At 71.4% G+C, this 19,942-nt stretch carries 18 protein-coding genes (1 of these 18 only partly in view); 9 read left to right on the top strand and 9 right to left on the bottom strand.

The features are described 5' to 3' along the window. Together VM685_RS17735 and VM685_RS17730 are read right to left on the bottom strand one after the other, a co-directional pair. Positions 1 to 791, bottom strand: partial view of an SDR family NAD(P)-dependent oxidoreductase gene (locus VM685_RS17735; protein WP_325461510.1) — the 5' portion only. Its footprint begins 64 nt before the window's first position; the window shows 791 of its 855 coding nt (coding positions 1-791); it begins with the start codon at positions 789 to 791; its stop codon lies off the left edge, out of view. Between the two features lie 9 nt (positions 792 to 800). Further along, positions 801 to 1,592 (bottom strand): SDR family NAD(P)-dependent oxidoreductase, encoded by a 792-nt coding sequence (locus VM685_RS17730; protein ID WP_325461509.1) that lies wholly within the window; start codon positions 1,590 to 1,592, stop codon positions 801 to 803. Positions 1,593 to 1,738: 146 nt separating this feature from the next. Between VM685_RS17730 and VM685_RS17725 the strand changes: the two genes are divergently transcribed. From VM685_RS17725 to VM685_RS17715, 3 genes are all read left to right on the top strand, one after another. Further along, a complete protein-coding gene (locus VM685_RS17725) occupies positions 1,739 to 2,947 on the top strand; it encodes an acyl-CoA dehydrogenase family protein (protein WP_325461508.1) in 1,209 nt (402 codons plus the stop codon). 20 nt (positions 2,948 to 2,967) lie between these two features. Beyond that, positions 2,968 to 4,218 carry an acetyl-CoA C-acetyltransferase gene (locus tag VM685_RS17720; protein WP_325461507.1) on the top strand — a complete coding sequence of 417 codons (1,251 nt, stop codon included), beginning with the start codon at positions 2,968 to 2,970 and terminating at the stop codon, positions 4,216 to 4,218. A gap of 87 nt (positions 4,219 to 4,305) precedes the next feature. Further along, a complete protein-coding gene (locus VM685_RS17715) occupies positions 4,306 to 6,519 on the top strand; it encodes a tetratricopeptide repeat protein (protein ID WP_325461506.1) in 2,214 nt (737 codons plus the stop codon). On the opposite strand, the gene VM685_RS17710 is transcribed toward VM685_RS17715, so the two are convergent. Genes VM685_RS17710 through guaD form a run of 3 tightly spaced genes read right to left on the bottom strand, consistent with a single transcriptional unit; the run spans position 6,501 to position 10,155 of the window. Continuing rightward, a complete protein-coding gene (locus tag VM685_RS17710) occupies positions 6,501 to 7,820 on the bottom strand; it encodes an NCS2 family permease (protein ID WP_325461505.1) in 1,320 nt (439 codons plus the stop codon). The genes VM685_RS17715 and VM685_RS17710 overlap by 19 nt on opposite strands. Before the next feature lies 1 nt (position 7,821). Continuing rightward, positions 7,822 to 8,835 carry an adenosine deaminase gene (locus tag VM685_RS17705; protein WP_325461504.1) on the bottom strand — a complete coding sequence of 338 codons (1,014 nt, stop codon included), beginning with the start codon at positions 8,833 to 8,835 and terminating at the stop codon, positions 7,822 to 7,824. A gap of 3 nt (positions 8,836 to 8,838) precedes the next feature. Then, positions 8,839 to 10,155, bottom strand: coding sequence for a guanine deaminase (guaD, locus tag VM685_RS17700; protein ID WP_325461503.1), 1,317 nt, complete (start codon positions 10,153 to 10,155; stop codon positions 8,839 to 8,841). Positions 10,156 to 10,337: 182 nt separating this feature from the next. On the opposite strand from guaD, the gene VM685_RS17695 reads away from it, so the two are divergent. From VM685_RS17695 to upp, 4 genes are all read left to right on the top strand, one after another. Continuing rightward, a complete protein-coding gene (locus VM685_RS17695; protein WP_325461502.1) occupies positions 10,338 to 10,496 on the top strand; it encodes a hypothetical protein in 159 nt (52 codons plus the stop codon). Positions 10,497 to 10,622: 126 nt separating this feature from the next. Next, entirely contained in the window at positions 10,623 to 11,879 is a 1,257-nt protein-coding gene (locus VM685_RS17690) for a GTP cyclohydrolase II (protein WP_325461501.1), read from the top strand. A 130-nt stretch (positions 11,880 to 12,009) separates the two neighbouring features. Beyond that, entirely contained in the window at positions 12,010 to 13,125 is a 1,116-nt protein-coding gene (locus tag VM685_RS17685) for a DUF1688 family protein (protein WP_325461500.1), read from the top strand. An 11-nt stretch (positions 13,126 to 13,136) separates the two neighbouring features. Then, positions 13,137 to 13,766 carry a uracil phosphoribosyltransferase gene (gene upp, locus VM685_RS17680; protein ID WP_325462038.1) on the top strand — a complete coding sequence of 210 codons (630 nt, stop codon included), beginning with the start codon at positions 13,137 to 13,139 and terminating at the stop codon, positions 13,764 to 13,766. Positions 13,767 to 13,770: 4 nt separating this feature from the next. Here upp and VM685_RS17675 read toward each other — a convergent pair whose 3' ends face one another. Then, entirely contained in the window at positions 13,771 to 13,932 is a 162-nt protein-coding gene (locus VM685_RS17675; protein ID WP_325461499.1) for a hypothetical protein, read from the bottom strand. Positions 13,933 to 14,335: 403 nt separating this feature from the next. Between VM685_RS17675 and VM685_RS17670 the strand changes: the two genes are divergently transcribed. Together VM685_RS17670 and VM685_RS17665 are read left to right on the top strand one after the other, a co-directional pair. Further along, positions 14,336 to 16,177 (top strand): PBP1A family penicillin-binding protein, encoded by a 1,842-nt coding sequence (locus tag VM685_RS17670; RefSeq protein ID WP_325461498.1) that lies wholly within the window; start codon positions 14,336 to 14,338, stop codon positions 16,175 to 16,177. A 61-nt stretch (positions 16,178 to 16,238) separates the two neighbouring features. Continuing rightward, on the top strand, positions 16,239 to 17,522 hold the full coding sequence (locus VM685_RS17665) for an MFS transporter (protein WP_325461497.1): 1,284 nt from the start codon (positions 16,239 to 16,241) through the stop codon (positions 17,520 to 17,522). A 10-nt stretch (positions 17,523 to 17,532) separates the two neighbouring features. On the opposite strand, the gene pobA is transcribed toward VM685_RS17665, so the two are convergent. Genes pobA through ligA form a run of 3 tightly spaced genes read right to left on the bottom strand, consistent with a single transcriptional unit; the run spans position 17,533 to position 19,941 of the window. Beyond that, positions 17,533 to 18,711 carry a 4-hydroxybenzoate 3-monooxygenase gene (pobA, locus tag VM685_RS17660; protein WP_325461496.1) on the bottom strand — a complete coding sequence of 393 codons (1,179 nt, stop codon included), beginning with the start codon at positions 18,709 to 18,711 and terminating at the stop codon, positions 17,533 to 17,535. Positions 18,712 to 18,715: 4 nt separating this feature from the next. After that, positions 18,716 to 19,555, bottom strand: a complete 840-nt coding sequence (locus VM685_RS17655) for a class III extradiol dioxygenase subunit beta (RefSeq protein WP_325461495.1) — start codon at positions 19,553 to 19,555, stop codon at positions 18,716 to 18,718. Further along, on the bottom strand, positions 19,555 to 19,941 hold the full coding sequence (gene ligA / locus VM685_RS17650) for a protocatechuate 4,5-dioxygenase subunit alpha (RefSeq protein WP_325461494.1): 387 nt from the start codon (positions 19,939 to 19,941) through the stop codon (positions 19,555 to 19,557). Before ligA ends, VM685_RS17655 begins: the two co-directional genes overlap by 1 nt. Position 19,942 lies beyond the last annotated feature (1 nt).

Genomic DNA, 19,942 nt, shown 5'->3' with positions numbered 1-19,942 from the left:
GACAGGGCCGGGCGGTTCTCGATCAGGTCGCCGATGGCCCAGGCCATCCGTTTCTCGTCGGTGGCGCGGTCGACGTCGTTGTCCGGGCACAGGATGTAGAAGTCGCCGCGGCCCAGGCTCTCCAGCATGAAGTCCACGACCTGATCGGCGGTCCAGGCGGCCGGCGGCTTCTGCTTGGCGCCGGTGATGCCGGTGAAGGTGAAGCCCGGGATCAGGAGGTGGGCGCTGATCGGGCAGCCGTCCGTGCTGCGCAGCTCGTGCTGCAGCGCCTCGGTATAGGCCTTCAGCGCGGCCTTGGAGACATTGTAGGCGGCGTTGCCCGGCGGGGTGGTGATCCCCTGCTTGGAGCCGGTGTTGATCACGAAGGCCGGGCGGCGGGCCTCCACCATCGCCGGCAGGAAGGCCTGCACCCCATTGATCACGCCCCAGAGGTTCACCTCCATGAGGCTGCGCCACGCGTCGAGGTTCTGCCAGGTCCCGCCGGGGTTCAGGCCGACGCCGGCGTTGTTCATCAGCACGCCCACGTGGCCGAAGTGCTGCAGGGTGAGGTCGCGCAGCCGCTGCAGGTCGGAGGCCTTGGCGACGTCGGTGGGCACGGCGGCCACGCGGCCGCCGGCCTCGCGGATCGACGTCTCGGCGGCGCGGAGCTTCTCGCCGGACAGGTCGGCCAGCACCACGGGCATGCCCATGGCGGCGAAGCGGCGCGCGGCCGCCAGGCCGATGCCGCTGGCCGCGCCGGTGATCACCGCGGCGCCGCCGCCTGTGAAGGGGGGAAGGTCGGTCTTGCTCATCGGCCCAGCCTAGCGCGGCGGCATGCGGATCGCGCCGTCCAATCGCACGGTCTCGCCGTTGAAATAGCCGTTGCGCAGCATGGTCAGCGCCAGGTCGGCGTACTCCTCCGGGTGGCCGAGGCGGCGCGGGAAGGGGACCGACCGCGTCAGGCCCTCGAAGATCTGCGGCGCGCGGTCCTTCACCCCCAGCATCGGCGGCGTCGCCATGATGCCCGGCAGGATGGTGTTGATCCGGATGCCGTCGCTGGAGAGGTCGCGGGCGATGGTGAGGGTCATGCCCTTGATCGCCGCCTTGGCGGCCGAATAGGCGACCTGGCCCACCTGGCCCTCCTCGGCGGCCACCGAGCCGGTGTTGACGATCGCGCCGCGCTCGCCGTCGGCGTTGGGCTCCAGAGTCGCCATGCCGGCCGCGCTCTTCACGATGCAGCGGAAGGTGCCGACGGTGTTCAGGCCCAGCACCCACTCGAAGTCGGCGACGTTGAACGGCTTGATCTCACCGGTCTGCTTGTCGCGGGAAATCGTCTTGCCGCCCCGGCCGCCGCCGGCGCAGTTGACCAGGATACGCTCCTGGCCGTGGGCGGCGCGGGCCTTGGCGAAGCCCGCGTCGACGGACGCCTCGTCCATGACATTGACCTCGCAGTAGAGGGCGCCGATCGCCTCGGCGGTTCTGGCCCCGTTCTCGCGGTTGAGGTCGAAGATCGCGACCTTCACGCCAAGGTCGCGCAGCGCGGTGGCGGTGGCCCGGCCCAGGCCGGACGCCCCGCCGGTGACCACGGCGGCGACGGAGCTGTCGAGTTTCATCTTGCCGTTTCTCCCTGTGAACCTTTGCCCTGCGGCATAGCACGCGCTCAGCCTTCCCCTGCGGCCGGAGGGCGCCCTAACGGCGCCTGCAGTTGGGGTTATGGTCGGCGCAGTTTTTGATTTGTGAGACCGGACGGAGAGACCGAATGGCGGATTTCGGCGGCGACGTGGAGCTCGAGGCGTTCCGGGCGGAGGCGCGCGCCTGGCTCGACGAGAACTTCCCCAAGAGCCTGAAGGGCCAGGCCGGCCTGGCCATGGCGATGATGGAAGGGCTGAAGCCCACCGGCGACCTGGCGCTCTGGAAGGAGCGGATGGGCGCGAAGGGCTGGGGCACGCCAACCTGGCCGACGGAGTACGGCGGCGGCGGCCTGTCGACCGCCCAGGCCCGTGTGCTGCAGCAGGAGATGGGCCGGGCCGGCGCGTTCAACCCGCTGACCTTCGGCATGGGCGTGACCATGATCGGCCCGACCATCCTCGACTACGGCACGGACGAGCAGAAGAAGAAGCACATCCCGCCGATCGTGCGCGGCGACGTGCGCTGGTGCGTCGGCTACTCCGAGCCCAACGCCGGCTCCGACCTCGCCAGCCTGCAGATGCGCTGCGAGGACGCGGGCGACCACTGGAAGATCAACGGCCAGAAGACGTGGACCAGCGGGGCCCAGTGGTCCGACTGGTGCGGCGCGCTGGTGCGGACCGATCCGTCGGCGAAGAAGCACGAGGGCATCACCTTCATCCTGATCGACATGCACCAGCCGGGCATCGAGCCCAGGCCGATCTCGTTGATCAGCGGGGCCTCGCCGTTCTGCGAGACCTTCTTCACCGACGCCGTGGCGCCGAAGGACGCGGTGCTGGGCAAGCTCAACGAGGGCTGGACGGTCGGCAAGCGGCTGCTGCAGCACGAGCGGGCCAGCCAGACGGCGGCGTCCGGCGGCGGCCGCGCCGCGGCGATCGAGGACATCGCAAAGCGCTATGTGGGCGTCGACGAGAAGGGCCGGATCGCCGACGGCGAGCTGCGGGTACGCATCAACCGCCACCTGATGGACGCCCGGGCGCACAACCTGACGCTCGCCCGCGCCATGGCGGAATCCAAGGGCAACGGGGCCACCAACGCGGCCTCCGTCCTGAAGAATTCCGCCACCAGCGTCGCCCAGACCCGCGCCGAGCTGCTGCTCGAGATCATGGGCCACCAGGGCCTGGGCTGGGAGGGCGACGCCTTCTCCGCCGACGAGGTCGAGGCGGTCCGCAGCTGGCTGTGGGGCAAGGCCATGTCGATCTACGGCGGCTCGTCCGAGATCCAGAACAACATCATCTCCAAGCGGATCCTGGGGCTGCCCGACAGCACCCAGTCCGCCTGAGCGTCATCGAAGGAAGCACCATGTCCGAAGCCCTGATCATCGACGCCTGCCGCACGCCGCGTGGCATCGGCAAGGTCGGCAAGGGGGCGCTCGCCGAGCACCACCCGCAGCACCTGGCGGCCACCGTCCTGGCGGCGATCGCCCAGCGCAACAGCCTCAACACCGCCGAGGTGGACGACATCATCTGGGGGACCTCGTCCCAGCGCGGCAAGCAGGGCGGCGACCTCGGCCGCATGGCGGCCCTGGACGCCGGCTACGACACCCGCGCCTCGGGCGTGACGCTCGACCGGTTCTGCGGTTCGGGGATCACGGCGGTGAACCTGGCGGCGGCCCAGATCATGTCGGGCATGGAAGACCTGGTGATCGCCGGCGGCACCGAGATGATGAGCTACACCGCCGCCACGGCCAGCATGCAGGGACCCGACGGTGGCCCGGCGCTGATCGACAGCGGCAACACGCGCCTGCGGGCCAAGCACCCGCAGAGCCACCAGGGCGTCTGCGCCGACGCGATCGCCACCATGGAGGGCATCTCCCGCGAGGCGCTGGACGAGCTCGCCTATGTGAGCCAGCAGCGGGCCGACAAGGCGATCCGCGAGGGCCGCTTCGACCGCTCGCTCGTGGCGGTCTACCGCGAGGACGGCTCGGTGGCCCTGGACCGCGAGGAGTTCCCGCGCCCGCAGACCACGCTCGAAGGGCTGGCCGCGCTGAAGCCCTCGTTCGAGGCCATGGCCCGCGCGCCGCTGAACGAGCAGGGGATGACGCTCGCCGGCCTCATCAACCAGGTCTATCCGGACCTGGAGATCAAGCACTTCCACCATGCGGGCAACTCGTCCGGCGTGGTTGACGGGGCGGCGGCCGTGCTGCTGGCCTCGCCGGAATACGCCAGGAAGAACGGCCTGAAGGCCCGGGCGCGCATCGTCGCCACGGCGAACGTGGGCGACAGCCCCACCCTGATGCTCAACGCGCCGGTGCCGGCGGCGAAGAAGGTGCTGCAGAAGGCCGGCCTGACGCCCGACGACATCGACCTGTGGGAGATCAACGAGGCCTTCGCGGTCGTGGCCGAGAAGTTCATCCGCGACCTCGGGCTCGACCGGGAAAAGGTCAACGTCAACGGCGGGGCCATGGCGCTCGGCCATCCGATCGGCGCCACCGGCTCGATCCTGATCGGCACCGTGCTCGACGAGCTGGAGCGCCGCGACCTGAAGCGCGGCCTGGTCACCATGTGCGCCGCCGGGGGCATGGCGCCGGCCATCATCATCGAGCGCGTCTGACCCGACGAAGTCCTCGACCGGCGAAACGGCCCTCGCGCAAGCGGGGGCCGTTTTCGTATGAGGGACTCCGGGAGGAGTCGCGGCGGCATGGACGAGAAGGCAGGGGGCTCGGACGCCGCGGCGGAGCGCGCGAAGGTCGTCGCACTGATCCGCGCCGGCCGCCTCGTGGAGGCGGAGGCCTGCAGCCAGGCGGCGGCGGCGCGAACACCGCAGGATGCCGAGCTATGGGGCCTGCGTGGCGTGGCCCTGCGCAGGCTCGGCCGGCGCAACGAAGCGCGGGCGGCGTTCAAACGGGCGCTGCAGCTGCGGCCCGAGGATGCGGCGGTGCGCTACAGCTACGGGCTGCTGCTGATGGAGATCGGGGACTTCGTCGCAGCGGAGGCGACGTTCGCCACCCTCCTGGCGGCGCAGCCCGGTGCGTCCGAAGTGCACCGTCAGCTTGCGCGGGCGCGGGTGAAGCTCGGGCGGACCGAGGCCGCGCTGGCCAGCCTGCGCGAGGCGGTGGCGCTCGATCCCAAGGCGATGGACGCCTGGCTCGACCTGATCGGCGTCAGTGCGGATGGGGCGGACGGCGCGGGCGCCGAGGCGGCGTTCCAGGCGGCCGCCGCCGCGAACCCCGGCGAGCCGCGACTGCTGCGGGCCTGGCTGATGGCCCTGAAGCGCCTCGGCCGGCCGAGGGACGCCGAGGCCTTCCTGCTCGAGCGCCTGCCCGGACTGGACGCGGGGGCCTGGGCGCATTTCGAGCTGGCGCTGCTGGTCCGGGACCCCGGCGCGGCGCTCGACCACCTGCGACGCGCCGTGGCGCTGGAGCCGGGCAATCTCGACTACCGGGCGGCGCTGAGCGCCCACCTCCAGGCGTCCCGCACGGCCGACGAAGGCGCGCGGGTGGAGGAGAGCTACCGGATAATACGGGAGGCGCTCGACCGCGGCGAGGCGTTCGGGGCCGGCCACGCCCAGGCCGCGGTGGAGGCGCTGCAGCGGGTCTGCGCCTTCGACGACGTGGAGCGGCTGGGCGACTTTCGCGCGCTCGGGCGCCTGTGGGCTTCGGCCGGCCTCCATGCGGCGCTGCTGCGGCAGTTGCCCCGTGTGCGGACCGACGAGGACCGGCGGGAACTGCTCGAGCAGCACCGGATCTGGGGGCGGGCGGCGGAGGCCGAGGCGGCGCGGCGGCCGATCCGCCGTGCGGGACGGGCGGCGGCGGGGGAAAGGCTCCGCGTCGGCTTCCTCTCGTCGGTGCTGCGCGGGCACGTGGCGGCCTATTTCGCCCTGCCGCTGTTCGAGCACCTGGACCGCTCGCGGTTCGAGGTCTTCTGCTACGCCACGCATCGGGGCCCGGAGCATCCGGTCCAGGCCCATATCGCCGAGCGCGTCACGGCCTACCGCTGGGCGCCCGATGCGCCGGCACGCGATGTCGCCCAGACCATCGCCGACGACGGCCTGGACGTGCTCGTGGAGATCGGCGGCTCGACGGACGGCAACCGGCTTGCGGCGCTCGCCTATCGTCCGGCCCCGCGTCAGGCGAGCTGGCTGGGCTATCCGCACTCCACGGGGCTGGCGACCGTCGACCACCTGATCTGCGACCCCTATTGCCGGCCGCCGGACCCCGGGCTGCTGGCCGAGCAGCCGCTGGTCATGCCCGCGACCTGGCTGACGCTCGCGGAGGAGGCTTTCCCGCTGCTGCGCCCGATGCGCGCCGAGATTCCGGAGGACCGGAACGGCTTCGTCACCTTCGGCACGGCCAACAGCCCCTACAAGTTCACGCCCATGGTGCTACGGGCCTGGGCGCGCGTGCTCGCCGCCGTGCCGGGCTCGCGCTTCGCCTTCGTCCGGCCGGAGGCGGGCGCTCCGACCTTCCGGCGCAATGTGCTGGCGGCGTTCGCCGAGCAGGGCGTGGACGAGGCGCGCATCGACTTCCATGCCGTGCGCGGCCAGCACATGGCCTACTACGACGAGATCGACATCACCCTGGACACCTTCCCGCTGACCGGCGGCACGACCACGGCCGAAGCGCTGTGGATGGGCGTGCCCGTGGTGAGCCTCGTGGGCCCGGCGATGTTCGAGCGGCTGAGCTATTCGCTGCTGACAAACGCGGGGCTTGTGGACCTCTGCGCCTGCGACCTGGACACCTACCACGCCACGGCAGTGGCCCTCGCGGCGGAGCCCGAACGGCGGCGGCGGCTGAAGAGCACGCTGAGGGGCGAGATCCGCTCGGGCCCGCTGGGCCGGACGGAGGACTTCGCCCGCGACTTCTACGCCCTGCTTGCCCGCGCCGCGGGGCGCGATCACCCGGCCGACATATAGGCGAAGCGGGCCAGGAACAGGGCGGCCAGCGCATAGAGCAGCCAGTCGGCCGGGCTCGTGCGGCGGGCGACGAGCTTGAGGATGGCGTAGGCCAGCACGCCGAAGGCCAGGCCGTTGGCGATGGAGAAGGTCAGCGGGATGGTTATGAGCGTCAGGAAGGCTGGGATGCCGACGACCGGGTCCTCCCAATCGATCTCCGCCAGCGGGGCCATCATCATCGCGCCCACCAGGATCAGGGCTGGGGCGGTGGCGGCGGCGGGCACGAGCTGCGCCCAGGGGGCCACGAACAGGGTCGCCAGGAAGAGCAGGCCCACAACGATGGCCGTCAGCCCCGTCCGGCCGCCGACCGAGACGCCCGAGGCGCTCTCGATATAGCTGACGACGGTGCTGGTGCCGGCCAGCGAGCCCACGACCGTCGCGGTGGCGTCGGCCAGCAGGATGCGGTTGAGGCGCGGGATCGAGCCGTCGGGGGCCATCAGACCGGCGCGCTTCGAGACGGCGACCAGGGTGCCGACATTGTCGAACAGGTCCACGAACAGGAAGACGAAGAGGATCTCCAGCAGGGCGAAGCCGAAGCCGTGGCCGCCGATCCCGAGCGCTGCGGGGATGTCGAGCTGGAAGGCCGTCGAGGTCATGGCCTCGACGCTGTAGGGCTGCGGAGTCCACTGGGCGAGGCCGAGCGCCCAGCCGAGAACCGCGGTTACGACGATGCCGATCAGAATGCCGCCGCGCACCTTCAGCACCTGCAGGGCCGCGACGATCACCAGGCCCAGGATGGCCAGGAGCGCGGTCGGGCTCTTGATGTCGCCCAGACCCACGATCGTACCGGGACTGGCGGTGACGATGCCGGCGCTGCGCAGGCCGATGAACGCGATGAACAGGCCGATGCCGGCGGCGATGGCGGCGAACAGGCTGCGCGGGATGGCGTTGACGATGAGCTGGCGGACGCCTGCGAAGGTCAGGACCAGGAAGGCGACGCCGGAGATGAAGACCAGCCCCAGCGCCGTCTGCCAGGGCACGCCCATGGCCCCCACCACGGTGAAGGCGAAATAGGCGTTGAGGCCCATGCCCGGCGCGAGTGCGATCGGATAGTTGGCCAGGAAGCCCATCAGGAAACAGCCGACCGCGGCGGCCAGACATGTGGCCGCGGCGACGCCGGCCACCGGCATGCCGGCCTGGCCCAGGATCGCCGGGTTGACCAGGACGATGTAGGCCATGGTCAGGAAGGTGGTGAGGCCGGCGAGCACCTCGGTGCGGACGCTCGTCCCGCGCTCGGAGAGCTGGAAGAGCCGCTCCAGCACCTCAGGCCTGCGCCACGTAGGCGTCGATCGCCGCCAGATGGCGCTGCTTCTCCTCAGGCTCCAGGAAGGCGCCGGTGAAGCTGTTCTTCGCCAGGGTGACGAGCTCGTCGCGGGTCAGGTCGACGGCTCCGGCGACCTGCACCCAGTTGTCGCCGAGGTAGCCGCCGAAATAGGCCGGGTCGTCGGAGTTGACGGTGGCGTGCAGGCCGAGCGCCAGCATGCGCTTCAGCGGGTGGGCCTTCAGGTCGTCGACGACGCAGAGCTTCAGGTTGGACAGCGGGCAGACGGTCAGCGTCATGCCCTCGCGGACCAGGCGCTCGACGAGCTTCGGGTCCTCCAGGCTGCGGTTGCCGTGGTCGATGCGGTCCACGTGCAGCACGTCGAGCGCCTCCCAGACATACTCCGGCGGGCCCTCCTCGCCGGCGTGGGCGACGAGCTTCAGGCCGCGCTCGCGGGAGGCCTGGAAGGCGCGGGCGAACTTGGACGGCGGGTGGCCGACCTCCGACGAATCCAGGCCGACGCCTGCGATGCGGTCGAGATAGGGCTCGGCCTGCCGGAGCGTCTCCAGGGCGGCCTCCTCGGGGAGATGGCGCAGATAGCAGAGGATCAGCCTCGAGGTGATCCCGAGGCTGATCCCGGCCTCGGCCATTCCCGCGAGCAGGCCGTCGGCGACGACGGCGAACGGGACGCGGCGGTCGGTGTGGGTCTGAGGATCGAAGAACAGCTCCACGTGGCGGCAACCGTCGGCGGCCACGCGGCGGAAGTAGGCGAGCGCGAGGTCCCTGAAGTCCTCTTCGGTCAGCAGGACCCGGGCGCCTTGGTAGTAGATGTCGAGGAAGTCCTGCAGGTTCGAGAACGCGTAGGCGGCGCGGACCTCCTCCACGCTCCGGAAGGGCAGGGCGACCCTGTTGCGCCGGGCCAGCTCGAACATCAGCTCGGGCTCGAGGCTGCCCTCGATGTGCAGGTGGAGCTCGGCCTTCGGCAGGCCGCGGATAAAGGCGGTAAGGTCGCTCATGGCCTAATCCTTAGCGCCATCGCGCGCGTGCGCCAGCCGGCCCATGAGGTAGGTGCGCTCCACCACCCGGTCGTCGCCCAGGATGGAGAGCGCGAAGAGCTTGTCGCGCAGCGACCGCGCCGCGGCGGCCCGGCGGGCGAGGAGGGGCGTGGCGGCCGGGTCGAGGACGACGAAGTCCGCCTCCCTGCCGGGGGTCAGGCTGCCCACCCGGTGCTCGATCCTGAGGGCCCGGGCCCCGGCCAGGGTGGCGAGGTAGAAGGCGTGCAGCGGGTCCAGCGCCTCGTGCTGCAGCTGGCCGACCTTGTAGGCCTCGCCCATGACGTGGAGCAGGGAGAAGCTGGCGCCGGCGCCGACGTCGGTGCCGAGCGCCACGCGTGTCCCGCAGGCGCAGGCCTGCTTCAGCGAGAACAGCCCGGAGCCCAGCATCAGGTTGGACGAGGGGCAGAACGCCGCCGAGGCTCCGGCCTCGGCCAGGCGGCGCAGGTCCGCGGCGTCGGTGTGGACGCAGTGGGCGAAGACCGAGCGAGGGGTGACCAGGCCGAAGCGGTCGTAGACGCCGAGGTAGCTGCCGTGCTCGGGGAACAAGCCCTCCACGGTGGCGATCTCCTCAAGGTTCTCGCTCATGTGGGTGTGGACGAGGATGTCGGGGTGGGCGGCGGCGAGCTCGCCGGCCATGGCCAGCTGGGCGTCGGAGGAGGTGACCGCGAACCTCGGCGTCACGGCGTAGCCCAGCCGGCCGCGGCCGCGCCAGGCGCGGATCAGGGCCTCGGAGTCCGCCCGGCCGCTCGCCACCGTGTCGCAGAGCGCCGGAGGCGCGTTGCGGTCCATCAGCACCTTGCCGCCGATCAGCCGCATGTTGCGGGCCAGCGCCGCCTCGAACAGGGCGTCAACGGACGTGCGGTGGACGGTTCCGAAGACCAGGGCGCTGGTGGTGCCGTTGCGCAGCAGCTCGTCGAGGAAGAAGGCGGCCGCCGCGTCCGCATGCGCCCGGTCCTCGAAGGCCTGCTCCACCGGGAAGGTGTGGGACGCCAGCCAGTCCAGCAGGCGCGCGCCCCAGGCGGCGACGACGTCGGTCTGCGGATAGTGGATGTGGGCGTCCACGAAGCCGGGCGCGATGATCCGGCCGGGCAGGGCCTCCACGGCCGTGCCCTCGGGCAGGCCGCCGGCGAGCTCGTCCCAGGCGCCGAACGCGGCCACGTGGCCGTCCTCCACCAGCAGCAGGCCGTCCTCGTGCCAGACGACCGCCTCGTCGCCGGCGATGGACGGGTCGTCCAGCAGGTGCAGGAGGCTCGCGCGGAAGGCCTGGAGGTTGGTGCTCACCCGAGCGTGATGCGCACGCGCGCGGTGAAAGGCAACGGTCGCGCCCGCTCCGGTTTATCCCTGCATGTGGTTCTTCCTGCTCTTCGGCTCGCCGCTCGGCGCGCTTTCCCTCCTGACCGAATTCCGTCCCGCCCGGAGCCCGGCCGTCCCGCCGGAGCCCGGCGACTGACGCGGAGGCCGCCATGACCGATCCGGCCCAGCCCAACCTGCCACGCGAGGACGAGAGCTCCGCCGGCGAGAACCTGTGCCCGAAATGCGGCGGCAGCGGCCGGCTCGAGGGTCAGCCGTGCCCGGAGTGCGACGGCACGGGGAAGGTGACCGAGGGCATCGGCGGCGCCTGAACGCTCGCCGACCGCCGTTCAGCATTTCTTGCCAAGTCCGGAGCCTAGGATCACAGTTCGCTCTCAAAGGCCCCGCGCCGGCGAACCGGCGCGGGGCCTTCTCGATTCTGGAGGTTCTTCAGACACATGTCCGGAAACAGGACATCCCACATCCGGCTCACCTCGCACCCCGGCGCGGGCGCGGCGAGCCGCTTCCCGATCCGCTGGGACGCGCCCACGGCGCGCGAACGCGGGCCCGTGGTGGCCACCGCCAACGCCGGCTCCGACCGCAACGCGATCGGCGCCCACGGCGGCGCCTATTCGGTCTACCGGGCGCTCGCCATCTCGGCCGGGGCCATGAACCCGCTGGCCCGCCCCGAGCTCAACAACACCTACCCGGTGGTGGAGATCGGGCCCCATCCGCAGTGGAGCGAGCCCGGCCGGATCGTCAGCCTCGACCCCTGGGGCCACCGGGTGGCGGAGGACTTCGCGCCGGAGCTGGCCGAAGGCGTCGACATCCGCCCGACCATCGCCGTCACCAAGGCGCGCATCGACCTGCCGGAGATCCATGAGGCCATCGCCAAGGGCCGGCTGAAGGTCGATGGCGAGGTGGTGCACGAGGGCGGCGACGTCTCGGTGACCAAGGCCGCGATCGATCCGGTCTGGTGGCTGCCCGGCATCGCCGAGCGGTTCGAGGTGGACGAGCAGACCCTGCGCCGCACCCTCTTCGAGCAGACCGGCGGGATGTATCCGGAGCTGGTCACCCGGCCGGACATCCAGGTCTTCCTGCCGCCGATCGGGGGCATCACCCTCTACATCTTCGGCGACCCGACGAAGCTCGGCGACCGACGGGTGAGCCTGACCTGCCGGGTGCACGACGAGTGCAACGGCTCCGACGTCTTCGGCTCCGACATCTGCACCTGCCGGCCCTACCTGACGCACGGCATCGAGGAGTGCGTGCAGAGCGCCCAGACCGGCGGCACGGGGCTGATCGTCTACAACCGCAAGGAGGGCCGGGCGCTGGGCGAGGTGACCAAGTTCCTGGTCTACAACGCCCGCAAACGCCAGCCGGGCGGCGACCAGGCGGCGACCTATTTCGAGCGCACCGAGTGCGTGGCCGGCGTCCAGGACGCGCGCTTCCAGCAGCTGATGCCCGACATCATCCACTGGCTGGGCATCCGGCGGATCGACCGGTTCGTGTCGATGTCCAACATGAAGTACGACGCCCTGGTCCACGGCGGCATCGAGATCGGCGAGCGGGTGCCGATCCCCGACTGGCTCGTGCCGCCCGACGCCAGCGTCGAAATGGAGGCCAAGAAGGCCGCCGGCTACTTCACGCCCGAAGGCCCGCCCTCGCAGGACGACCTGACGAAGGTGGTCGGGCGCGACCTGGACAAGTTCTGAGGCGCAAGCCCTCCAACTCCGCTCATCCCCGCGAACGCGGGGACCCAGGTGTTTTTCTTCAAGGAGCGCCGGCGTGTCCGGAATGAACACAACAAGCCTGGGTCCCCGCGTTCGCGGGGATGAGCGGGAAATGGTGAAACACCTCCTGACGGCCCGCGCCGTCCGCGAGACCGCGCATGAGTTGCTGGCCATCGCGCTGGCCGAGGGGCTGGCCGAGTGGCGCGTCGACCTCGGCCGGCTGGACGCCGCGGCCGACCTCACGGCCGAGACCGTGCGGACCAACTACCCGGACCTCAAGGTCCCGTTCCATGCGCGCTGGCGGCACTTCAGCGCGAACGGCCGTGACCTGTGGGCGGAGGCAGAGAAGCCGACCGCCCCGGCGGCGCTCGGGCGGGCCGGGTTCGACCTGGTGATCCCCTCGGTCCTGCTGGACGCCGGCGCCGGCCCGGCGTGGCGGTACCGCGACGCCACCGGCGCGGATCTGGCCCGGTCGGAAGGCCTCGGCGTGGCCTCGCTGCGGATGTGGGAGTCGGGCGCGCTCGACGACCTGTCAAAGGTGACCGCCGCGTCGGTGGCCGAGCACTTCCAGGTGTCGGACGACAATCCGCTGGTCGGCGTCGACGGCCGCGCGGCCCTGCTGCGGCGCCTGGGCGAGACGGTCGGCAGGCCGGCCCGGCTGTTCGACCTGATCGCGGCGCGCGCCACGGACGGACGATTGCCCGCGCCGGTGATCCTCGAGGTGCTGCTGAAGGAGCTCGGGCCGATCTGGCCGGGGCGGCTGAGCCTCGCAGGCGTTCCGCTCGGCGACTGCTGGCGGCATCCGGCGGTGGAGGGTTTCGTGCCGATCCACAAGCTCAGCCAGTGGATGAGCTATTCCCTGATCGAGCCGCTCCAGTGGGCGGGGATCGAGGTGACCGACCTCGACGGCCTCACGGGGCTGGCGGAATACCGCAACGGCGGGCTCTTCGTGGACACGGGCGTGCTCGTGCTGAAGGATCCCGCCGACCGGGCGCGCGAGCATCCGGTGGACGGGCCGCTGGTGGTCGGCTGGCGGGCGCTGACGGTGGCGCTGCTGGACCGGCTGGCGCCCCTGGTGCGAGAGCGCCTGGGCGTCAGCGCCGAGGCCTTCCCGCTGGCCCGGGTGCTGGAGGGCGGCTCCTGGGCCGCGGGGCGGCGGATCGCGCGGGAGCTGCGCGCCGACGGCGGGCCGCCGCTGAAGATCCTGAGCGACGGGACGGTATTCTGATGGGGACGAAGATGAAGGGCGTCACGGTCGTCGACCATCCGCTGGTCCGGCACAAGCTCACCCTGATGCGGAAGAAGGACACCTCGACCAAGAGCTTCCGCCAGCTCCTGAAGGAGATCGGCAGCCTGGTCTGCTACGAGGTGACCCGCGACCTGCCGCTTGAGACGGTGGAGATCGAGACCCCGCTGATGCCGATGAGCGCGCCGACCATCGCCGGCAAGAAGCTGGTGTTCGCCGCCATCCTGCGCTCAGGGATGGGCATGCTGGAGGGGATGCTGGAGCTGGTGCCCGCCGCGCGCGTGGCGCACGTGGGCCTGTACCGCGATCCGGTGACGCTGGGCTGCGTGGAGTACTACTTCAAGGCGCCGGCCGACCTGGCCGACCGGCTGGTGATCGTGGTCGACCCGATGCTGGCCACCGGCAACACCGCCATCGCGGCCATGGACCGGCTGAAGGAGGCGGGCGCCCGGGACATCCGCATGGCCTGCCTGCTCGCCTCCCCGGAGGGGATCTCGAACTTCCACGGCCACCATCCGGACGTGAAGGTCTGGACCGCCGCGATCGACGAACGGCTCAACGACCACGGCTACATCCTCCCGGGCCTGGGCGACGCCGGCGACCGGATGTACGGCACCCGCTAGGGCGTCAGAACACCGGCAGGGTCAGCTTCAGCACCACGACGCAGGCCGCCAGCGACCACATCACCGTGCGGCCGATCAGCCTCTGGCGGTTCGGCGAAGGTCTCCTGTGGGGGGCGGGGTTCGGCATGGCGGCGATCGGGGTCTTGGGGCTGGCGACAGGGCTCATATGAGCCTTCATGGCCGAGCTTCAATGAGCGGCCATGCAGAGCCGGTATGCGTTTTTCGCAGAGGCCGCTGTGACCTGGAGCACAGGGGCGACAGGCGCCGGCGCCGCTTTTCTGGGCGCCTGGCGAATCCTGTCCCGGGATCGGCGCGGCGCGCTTGCGGCGGGCCCTGAGTCCCGGCCACTCCTTGGGCGTCCCGTCAGGGGCGTTTCCTCCCTAGACTTCGGGCCGCGCGGGGCCGCGCGGCCTTTCTTTTTGCCCCCGGGCGTCTCCACCGCGACTGCACACCGCGTGGCCGAGGCCTGCATTACCGCGAATTATGTTGGCCGGCGTCGCGTCCCCGGCGAGAAGGGGGCGCGTGTCGACCGGCGCTTGAGGGAGCGCCGCTCTGGAGAGCCTGTCCGCGTGCTTACCCTGCTTGCCTCCGCCTCGGTCCTCGCCGCCGGACCGTCGCTCGCCGCGCCCGAGCTGCCCGTCCTGCCGCCGATCCGGCGCGAGGCGCAGATCACCTATGTGGACCGCACGGGCGCCGTGATCGGCGTGCGCGGCGGCCGCTTCGCGCCGCCCGTGGACCTGGCGAAGCTGCCCGCCCACGTGCCGGCCGCGTTCGTGGCGATCGAGGACCGCAGGTTCTGGGAGCACACCGGCTTCGACCCCCGCGGCATCGCCCGGGCGATCGTGGTGGCGGCCGGCGAGGGGCGGGCGACCCAGGGCGCGTCCACCATCACCCAGCAGCTGGCCCGCCACCTCTACCTGAGCCAGGACCGCACCCTGGAGCGGAAGGCGACCGAGCTGCTCTACGCCGTGCAGCTGGAGCGGACCTACAGCAAGCGCCAGATCCTCGGCATGTACCTGAGCCGGGTCTACTTCGGGTCCGGCGCCTACGGCCTTGAGGCCGCGGCCCAGCGCTATTTCAACAAGCCCGCGGCGAAGCTGACCATCGCCGAGGCGGCCATGCTGGCGGGCGTCCTGAAGTCGCCGGTGAACTACCACCCGATCGAACAGGCCGACGCCAGCTGGAGCCGGGCCAGGCTGGTCATGGACATCATGGTCGAGACCGGCGCCATCACGCCCGCCCAGCGGACCCAGGCGGCGGCCAAGAAGCCGACCGTGTGGAAGACGGCGCCCAACGCGCCGGCGCAGTACTTCATCGACTGGCTGGACGGCGAGACCCGCCGGCTGGTGGGCAATCCCAAGCAGGACCTGGTGATCGAGACCACCCTCGACGGCCAGCTCGAGCGCGCCGCGGCCAGCGCCGCGCGCCGGGTGGTGGGCGCCAGCGTCCCGGCCGCCGCTCAGGCGGCGGTGGTGTCCGTGGACGGCGCGGGCCGGGTGCGGGCCATGGTCGGCGGCCTCGACTATGCCAAGGCGCCCTACAACCGCGCGGCCGTGGCGAAGCGCCAGGCGGGCTCGGCCTGGAAGCCGTTCGTCTACCTGACGGCGTTGGAGGCGGGCTGGACGCCGGACATGCCGGTGGTGGACGAGCCGGTGACCATCGGGACCTGGAGCCCGCAGAACTACGACGAGGGTTTCCAGGGCCCCATCACCCTGGAGCGGGCCGTCGCCTCCTCGGTGAACACCGTCGCGGCGCGCACCGCCGACCTAGTGGGCCGCCCCGCGATCGCCCAGACCGCGCGCCGGCTGGGGATCGCGTCCAGCGTCAACACCGACCCGGCCATGGCGCTCGGCACCAGCCTGGTGACGCCGCTGGAGATGACCCAGGCCTATGCGGTGTTCGCCAACGGCGGCCATCGGGTGCAGGCCTACGGCATCGAGCGCATCCGCACCCCGGCCGGCAAGCTGCTCTACCAGCGCCGGCCGCCGACGTGGACGCCGGTGACGGCCAATCCCGCGCTCAGCAACCTGAACCGCATGCTGCGGGCGGTGATCACCACCGGCACCGGCCAGCGGGCGGCCTTCCCGGGATACGACCTGGCTGGCAAGACCGGCACCACCTCGGACTACAAGGACGCCTGGTTCTGCGGCTACACCGGCGGCTTCGCGACCTGCGCCTGGATGGGCCGGGACGACAATGCGCCGATGGGCCGGATCACCGGCGGCGGCGCGCCGGCCGAGCTTTGGAAGGCGGTCATGACCACGGCGGTCAAGCGCCTGCCGATGCAGCCGATCCCGGCCGGCCGCGCCCCGCCGCCCCCCGAGCCGCAGATCCTGCAAGCCTCCGCCCCCGAGGCGGCGGAGTCTATCGAGGAGCCCGACGCCGAGACGGAAGTCCCCGCCACCAACTGACGCGGCCTTGACCCGGGGCGTTCCTGCGGCCAAGCCGGAAAGAACCTTGGGGGAGGGGAACATGACGATAGCGGCGGCGCCGGGCGGCGCGTCTCACCGGCGGATCCTGGCGGCGAGCCTGGTGGGGACGGCGGTCGAGTTCTACGACTTCTACATCTACGCCACCGCGGCCTCCCTGGTGTTCGGTCACCTGTTCTTCCCGAAGGCCTCGGTGTCGGCGCAGCTGATGAGCGCCTACGCCACCTTCGCGCTGGCCTTCTTCGCCCGGCCGATGGGCGCAGCCTTCTTCGGCCACTTCGGCGACCGGATCGGACGAAAGTCGACGCTGGTGGCCTCGCTGCTCCTGATGGGCGGATCGACCGTCGCCATCGCCTTCCTGCCGACCTACGAGACGGCGGGCTGGCTCGCGCCCTTCCTGCTGTGCGTGCTGCGCTTCGGCCAGGGCTTCGGCCTGGGCGGCGAGTGGGGCGGGGCGGCGCTGCTGGCGGTGGAGAACGCGCCGCCGGGCTGGCGGGCGCGGTTCGGCATGTTCCCGCAGCTCGGCGCGCCGGTGGGTTTCATCGCCGCCAACGGCCTGTTCCTGATCCTCGGCTGGCTGCTGACGCCGGCCCAGTTCATGGCCTGGGGCTGGCGGATCCCGTTCCTGCTGAGCGTCGTCCTCGTCGGCGTGGGCCTGTGGGTGCGGCTGAAGCTGACCGAAACCCCGGCGTTCGCCGCCGCGCTGAAGGCGGCCCCGCCGCCCCAGGTGCCGTTCGCCGAACTGTTCCGCCGGCATGCGCTGGCGACGCTGGGCGGGACCTTCGCGGTGGTCGCCTGTTTCGCGATCTTCTACCTGACCACCGCCTTCGCGCTCGGCTACGGCACGACCAAGCTGGGCTACGGCCGCGAGACCTTCCTGGGCGTGCAACTCGGGGCCATCGGCTTCATGGCCGCGGGCATCGTGCTCGCCGGCTACTGGGCCGACGCCACCTCACCGCGCCACGTCCTGATGGCGGGGTGCATCCTGACGGTCGGGACCGGGGTCCTGCTGGGGCCGATGCTGGGCTCGGGCTCGCTGTTCCTGATCTGGGCCTTCCTGTCGCTGGGGCTCGTGATGATGGGCCTGGTCTATGGTCCCCTGGGCGCCTTCCTGCCCAGCCTGTTCCCCGCGCGGGTCCGCTACACGGGCGTCTCGATGGCGTTCAATGTCGGCGGGATCCTGGGCGGCGGCCTGACCCCCATGGCGGCCCAGGCGCTGGCCGACCGCGGTGGGCTCACGCCCGTCGGCCTCTACCTCAGCGCCGCGGCTCTGATCAGCTTCCTGGCCCTCATGGCCCTGAAGCCGAAGCCGGACGCGCTCGACTAGCCCCCGTGCCTCAGGCGAAGCGGCCGACGTAGTTCTCGGCGAACAGGGTCTGGGCGGCGCGGGATGTGCGGAGCTGGTCGAGTTCGGCGCGCTGCAGCTGCAGGTCGAAGGGATCGGCGCCGGCCGCGCGGTGGGTGAGCCCCGTGAACCACCAGGAGAAGCGCACCGCCTTCCAGGCGCGGGCGAGGGCCCGGCCGGAATAGGTCGCGAGCAGGCTGGCCCCGCCGCCCTTGTGCCACGCGATCAGGGCGTCGGCGAGCAAGCCCACGTCGGCGGCGGCGAGGTTCAGGCCTTTGGCGCCCGTGGGCGGGACCACATGGGCGGCGTCGCCCGCCAGGAACAGTCGGCCCCACTGCATCGGCTCGATGACGTGGCTGCGCAGGGGGACGATCGAGCGCTCCAGCGCATAGTCGGGCGTCAGGTGGGCGGCGGCGTCGGGCCCCAGCCGCCGGGCCAGCTCCTCCCAGAACCGCGCCTCGGGCCAGTCCTCCAGCGCGTCGTGGGCGTCCACCTGCAGGTAGTAGCGGCTTCGGGTCGACGAGCGCATGGAGGCGAGCGCAAAGCCCCGCGGGCTCTCGGCGTAGATCAGCTCGGGCGCGCAGGGGGGCACGTCAGCCAGCACCCCGAGCCAGGCCGCGCTGCCGTGGCGCTCGAAGAGGTGGGTGACGCCCGTCGGGAGGGCGGCGCGGCTGGCGCCGTGCTGACCGTCGCAGCCGGCGACGTGGTCGCAATCGATGCGGTGGTCGACGCCGTGCTTCTCCCAGGTGACGTAGGGCCGCTCGCCGTCGAGGTCGTGGAGCAGGACGTGCTCGGCCTCGTAGACGATGGGCGAGAGGTGGGCGTCGGCGGCGGCGAACAGGTCGTGGGTGATCTCCGTCTGCCCGTAGACCGTCACGCAGTCGCCGGTGAGCTCGCGCAGGTCGATGCGGAAGCGGCGGCCGTCCACAGCGAGCTCGACGCCCTCGTGCACAAGCCCCTCGCGGTGCAGGCGTCCGGCGACGCCGGCCTTCTCCAGCAGGGCGACCGTGCCGGGCTCCAGGACCCCGGCGCGGATCCGGGCCTCCACGTGGGCGCGGGTCTGCCGCTCGAGGACGACGCTCTCCACGCCGCCCAGGCGCAGGAGCTGCTGCAGCAGGAGGCCGGCGGGCCCCGCGCCAATGATGGCGACCTGGGTGCGGTCGCTGTGCACGCGGCTAGGCGTTTTCGAGGATCAGGTGTCCCACCGCCGTGTTGGAGGCGGGCACGTGGTAGAAGCGGTGGGCGACCCGGACCTTCTCGTCCAGCGCGCCGCGCATGATCAGCCACATGACCAGTTCGATCCCCTCGGAGCCGGCCTCGCGCACATAGTCGATGTGCGGGACCTTCGACTGGCCCACTGGATCATCAATCAGCCGGTCGAGGAAGGCGTTGTCGAAGTCCCGGTTGATCAGGCCCGCCCGGGGCCCCTGCAGCTGGTGGCTCATGCCGCCGGTGCCGAAGACCACGACCTTCAGGTCCTGCGGGAAGCTCTCGACGGCCTTCCGGATCGCCCTGCCGAGGTTGAGGCAGCGGTTGCCGGTGGGCGGGGGGTACTGGACCACGTTCACGGCCAACGGGATCACCTTGCACGGCCAGGCTTCGGGCTGGCCGAACATCAGCGACAGCGGCACGGTCAGGCCGTGGTCGACGTCCATCCGGCTGACGATGGTCATGTCGAACTCGTCGAGGATCAGGCTCTCGGCCAGGTGCCAGGCGAGTTCCGGATGGCCCTGCACGACCGGCACGGGGCGCGGACCCCAGCCCTCGTCGGCCGGCTGGAACTCGTCCGCGCAGCCGATGGCGAAGGTCGGGATCAGCTCCAGCGAGAAGGCCGAGGCGTGGTCGTTGTAAACGAGGATGACGACGTCCGGCTTCTCCCGGGCGATCCAGGCCTTGGAGGCCTCGTAGCCGGCGAACACCGGCTGCCAGTAGGGCTCGCCGGCCTTGCCGTTGTCGAGGGCCGCGCCGATGGCGGGCACGTGGCTGGTGGCGACGCCGGCGGTGATCCTGGCCACTAGCGCGGCTCCTTCTTCGAGCGGTTGCCCTCGATGGAGCGGCCGCCCTTCAGCATCATCTCGGCGTACTCCGGCTGGGTGACGCCGCTCATGAGGGCGGCGATCTGCTGGAAGGAGAGGCCGTCGGTCGCGGCGATCTTGGAGGTGAAGTAGATGTTGCCGCCCAGCGCGATCATGCCGTTCCAGTCGCGGTCCAGGACCGCCTGCTTCTGCGCCTCCGTCATCGGCCAGCGGTCGAGGTAGGCGCGCTCGTCGGCCTTGAAGGCCGCCCGGTTCTCCGCCTTCATCAGCGACATGCAGAACTGGTTGAGGTGGAAGCCGCGCCGGGACTGCTCGGCGTCGAAGACCGTGGTGCCCGGGATGTCGTGGTAGGGCTTCTCGGTCATC

The sequence above is a fragment of the Phenylobacterium sp. genome, from assembly GCF_035539035.1.
Classification (GTDB): Bacteria; Pseudomonadota; Alphaproteobacteria; order Caulobacterales; family Caulobacteraceae; genus Phenylobacterium.
Note: the sequence above shows the minus strand (reverse complement) of the source record. Positions and strands in the feature narration are given on the sequence as shown.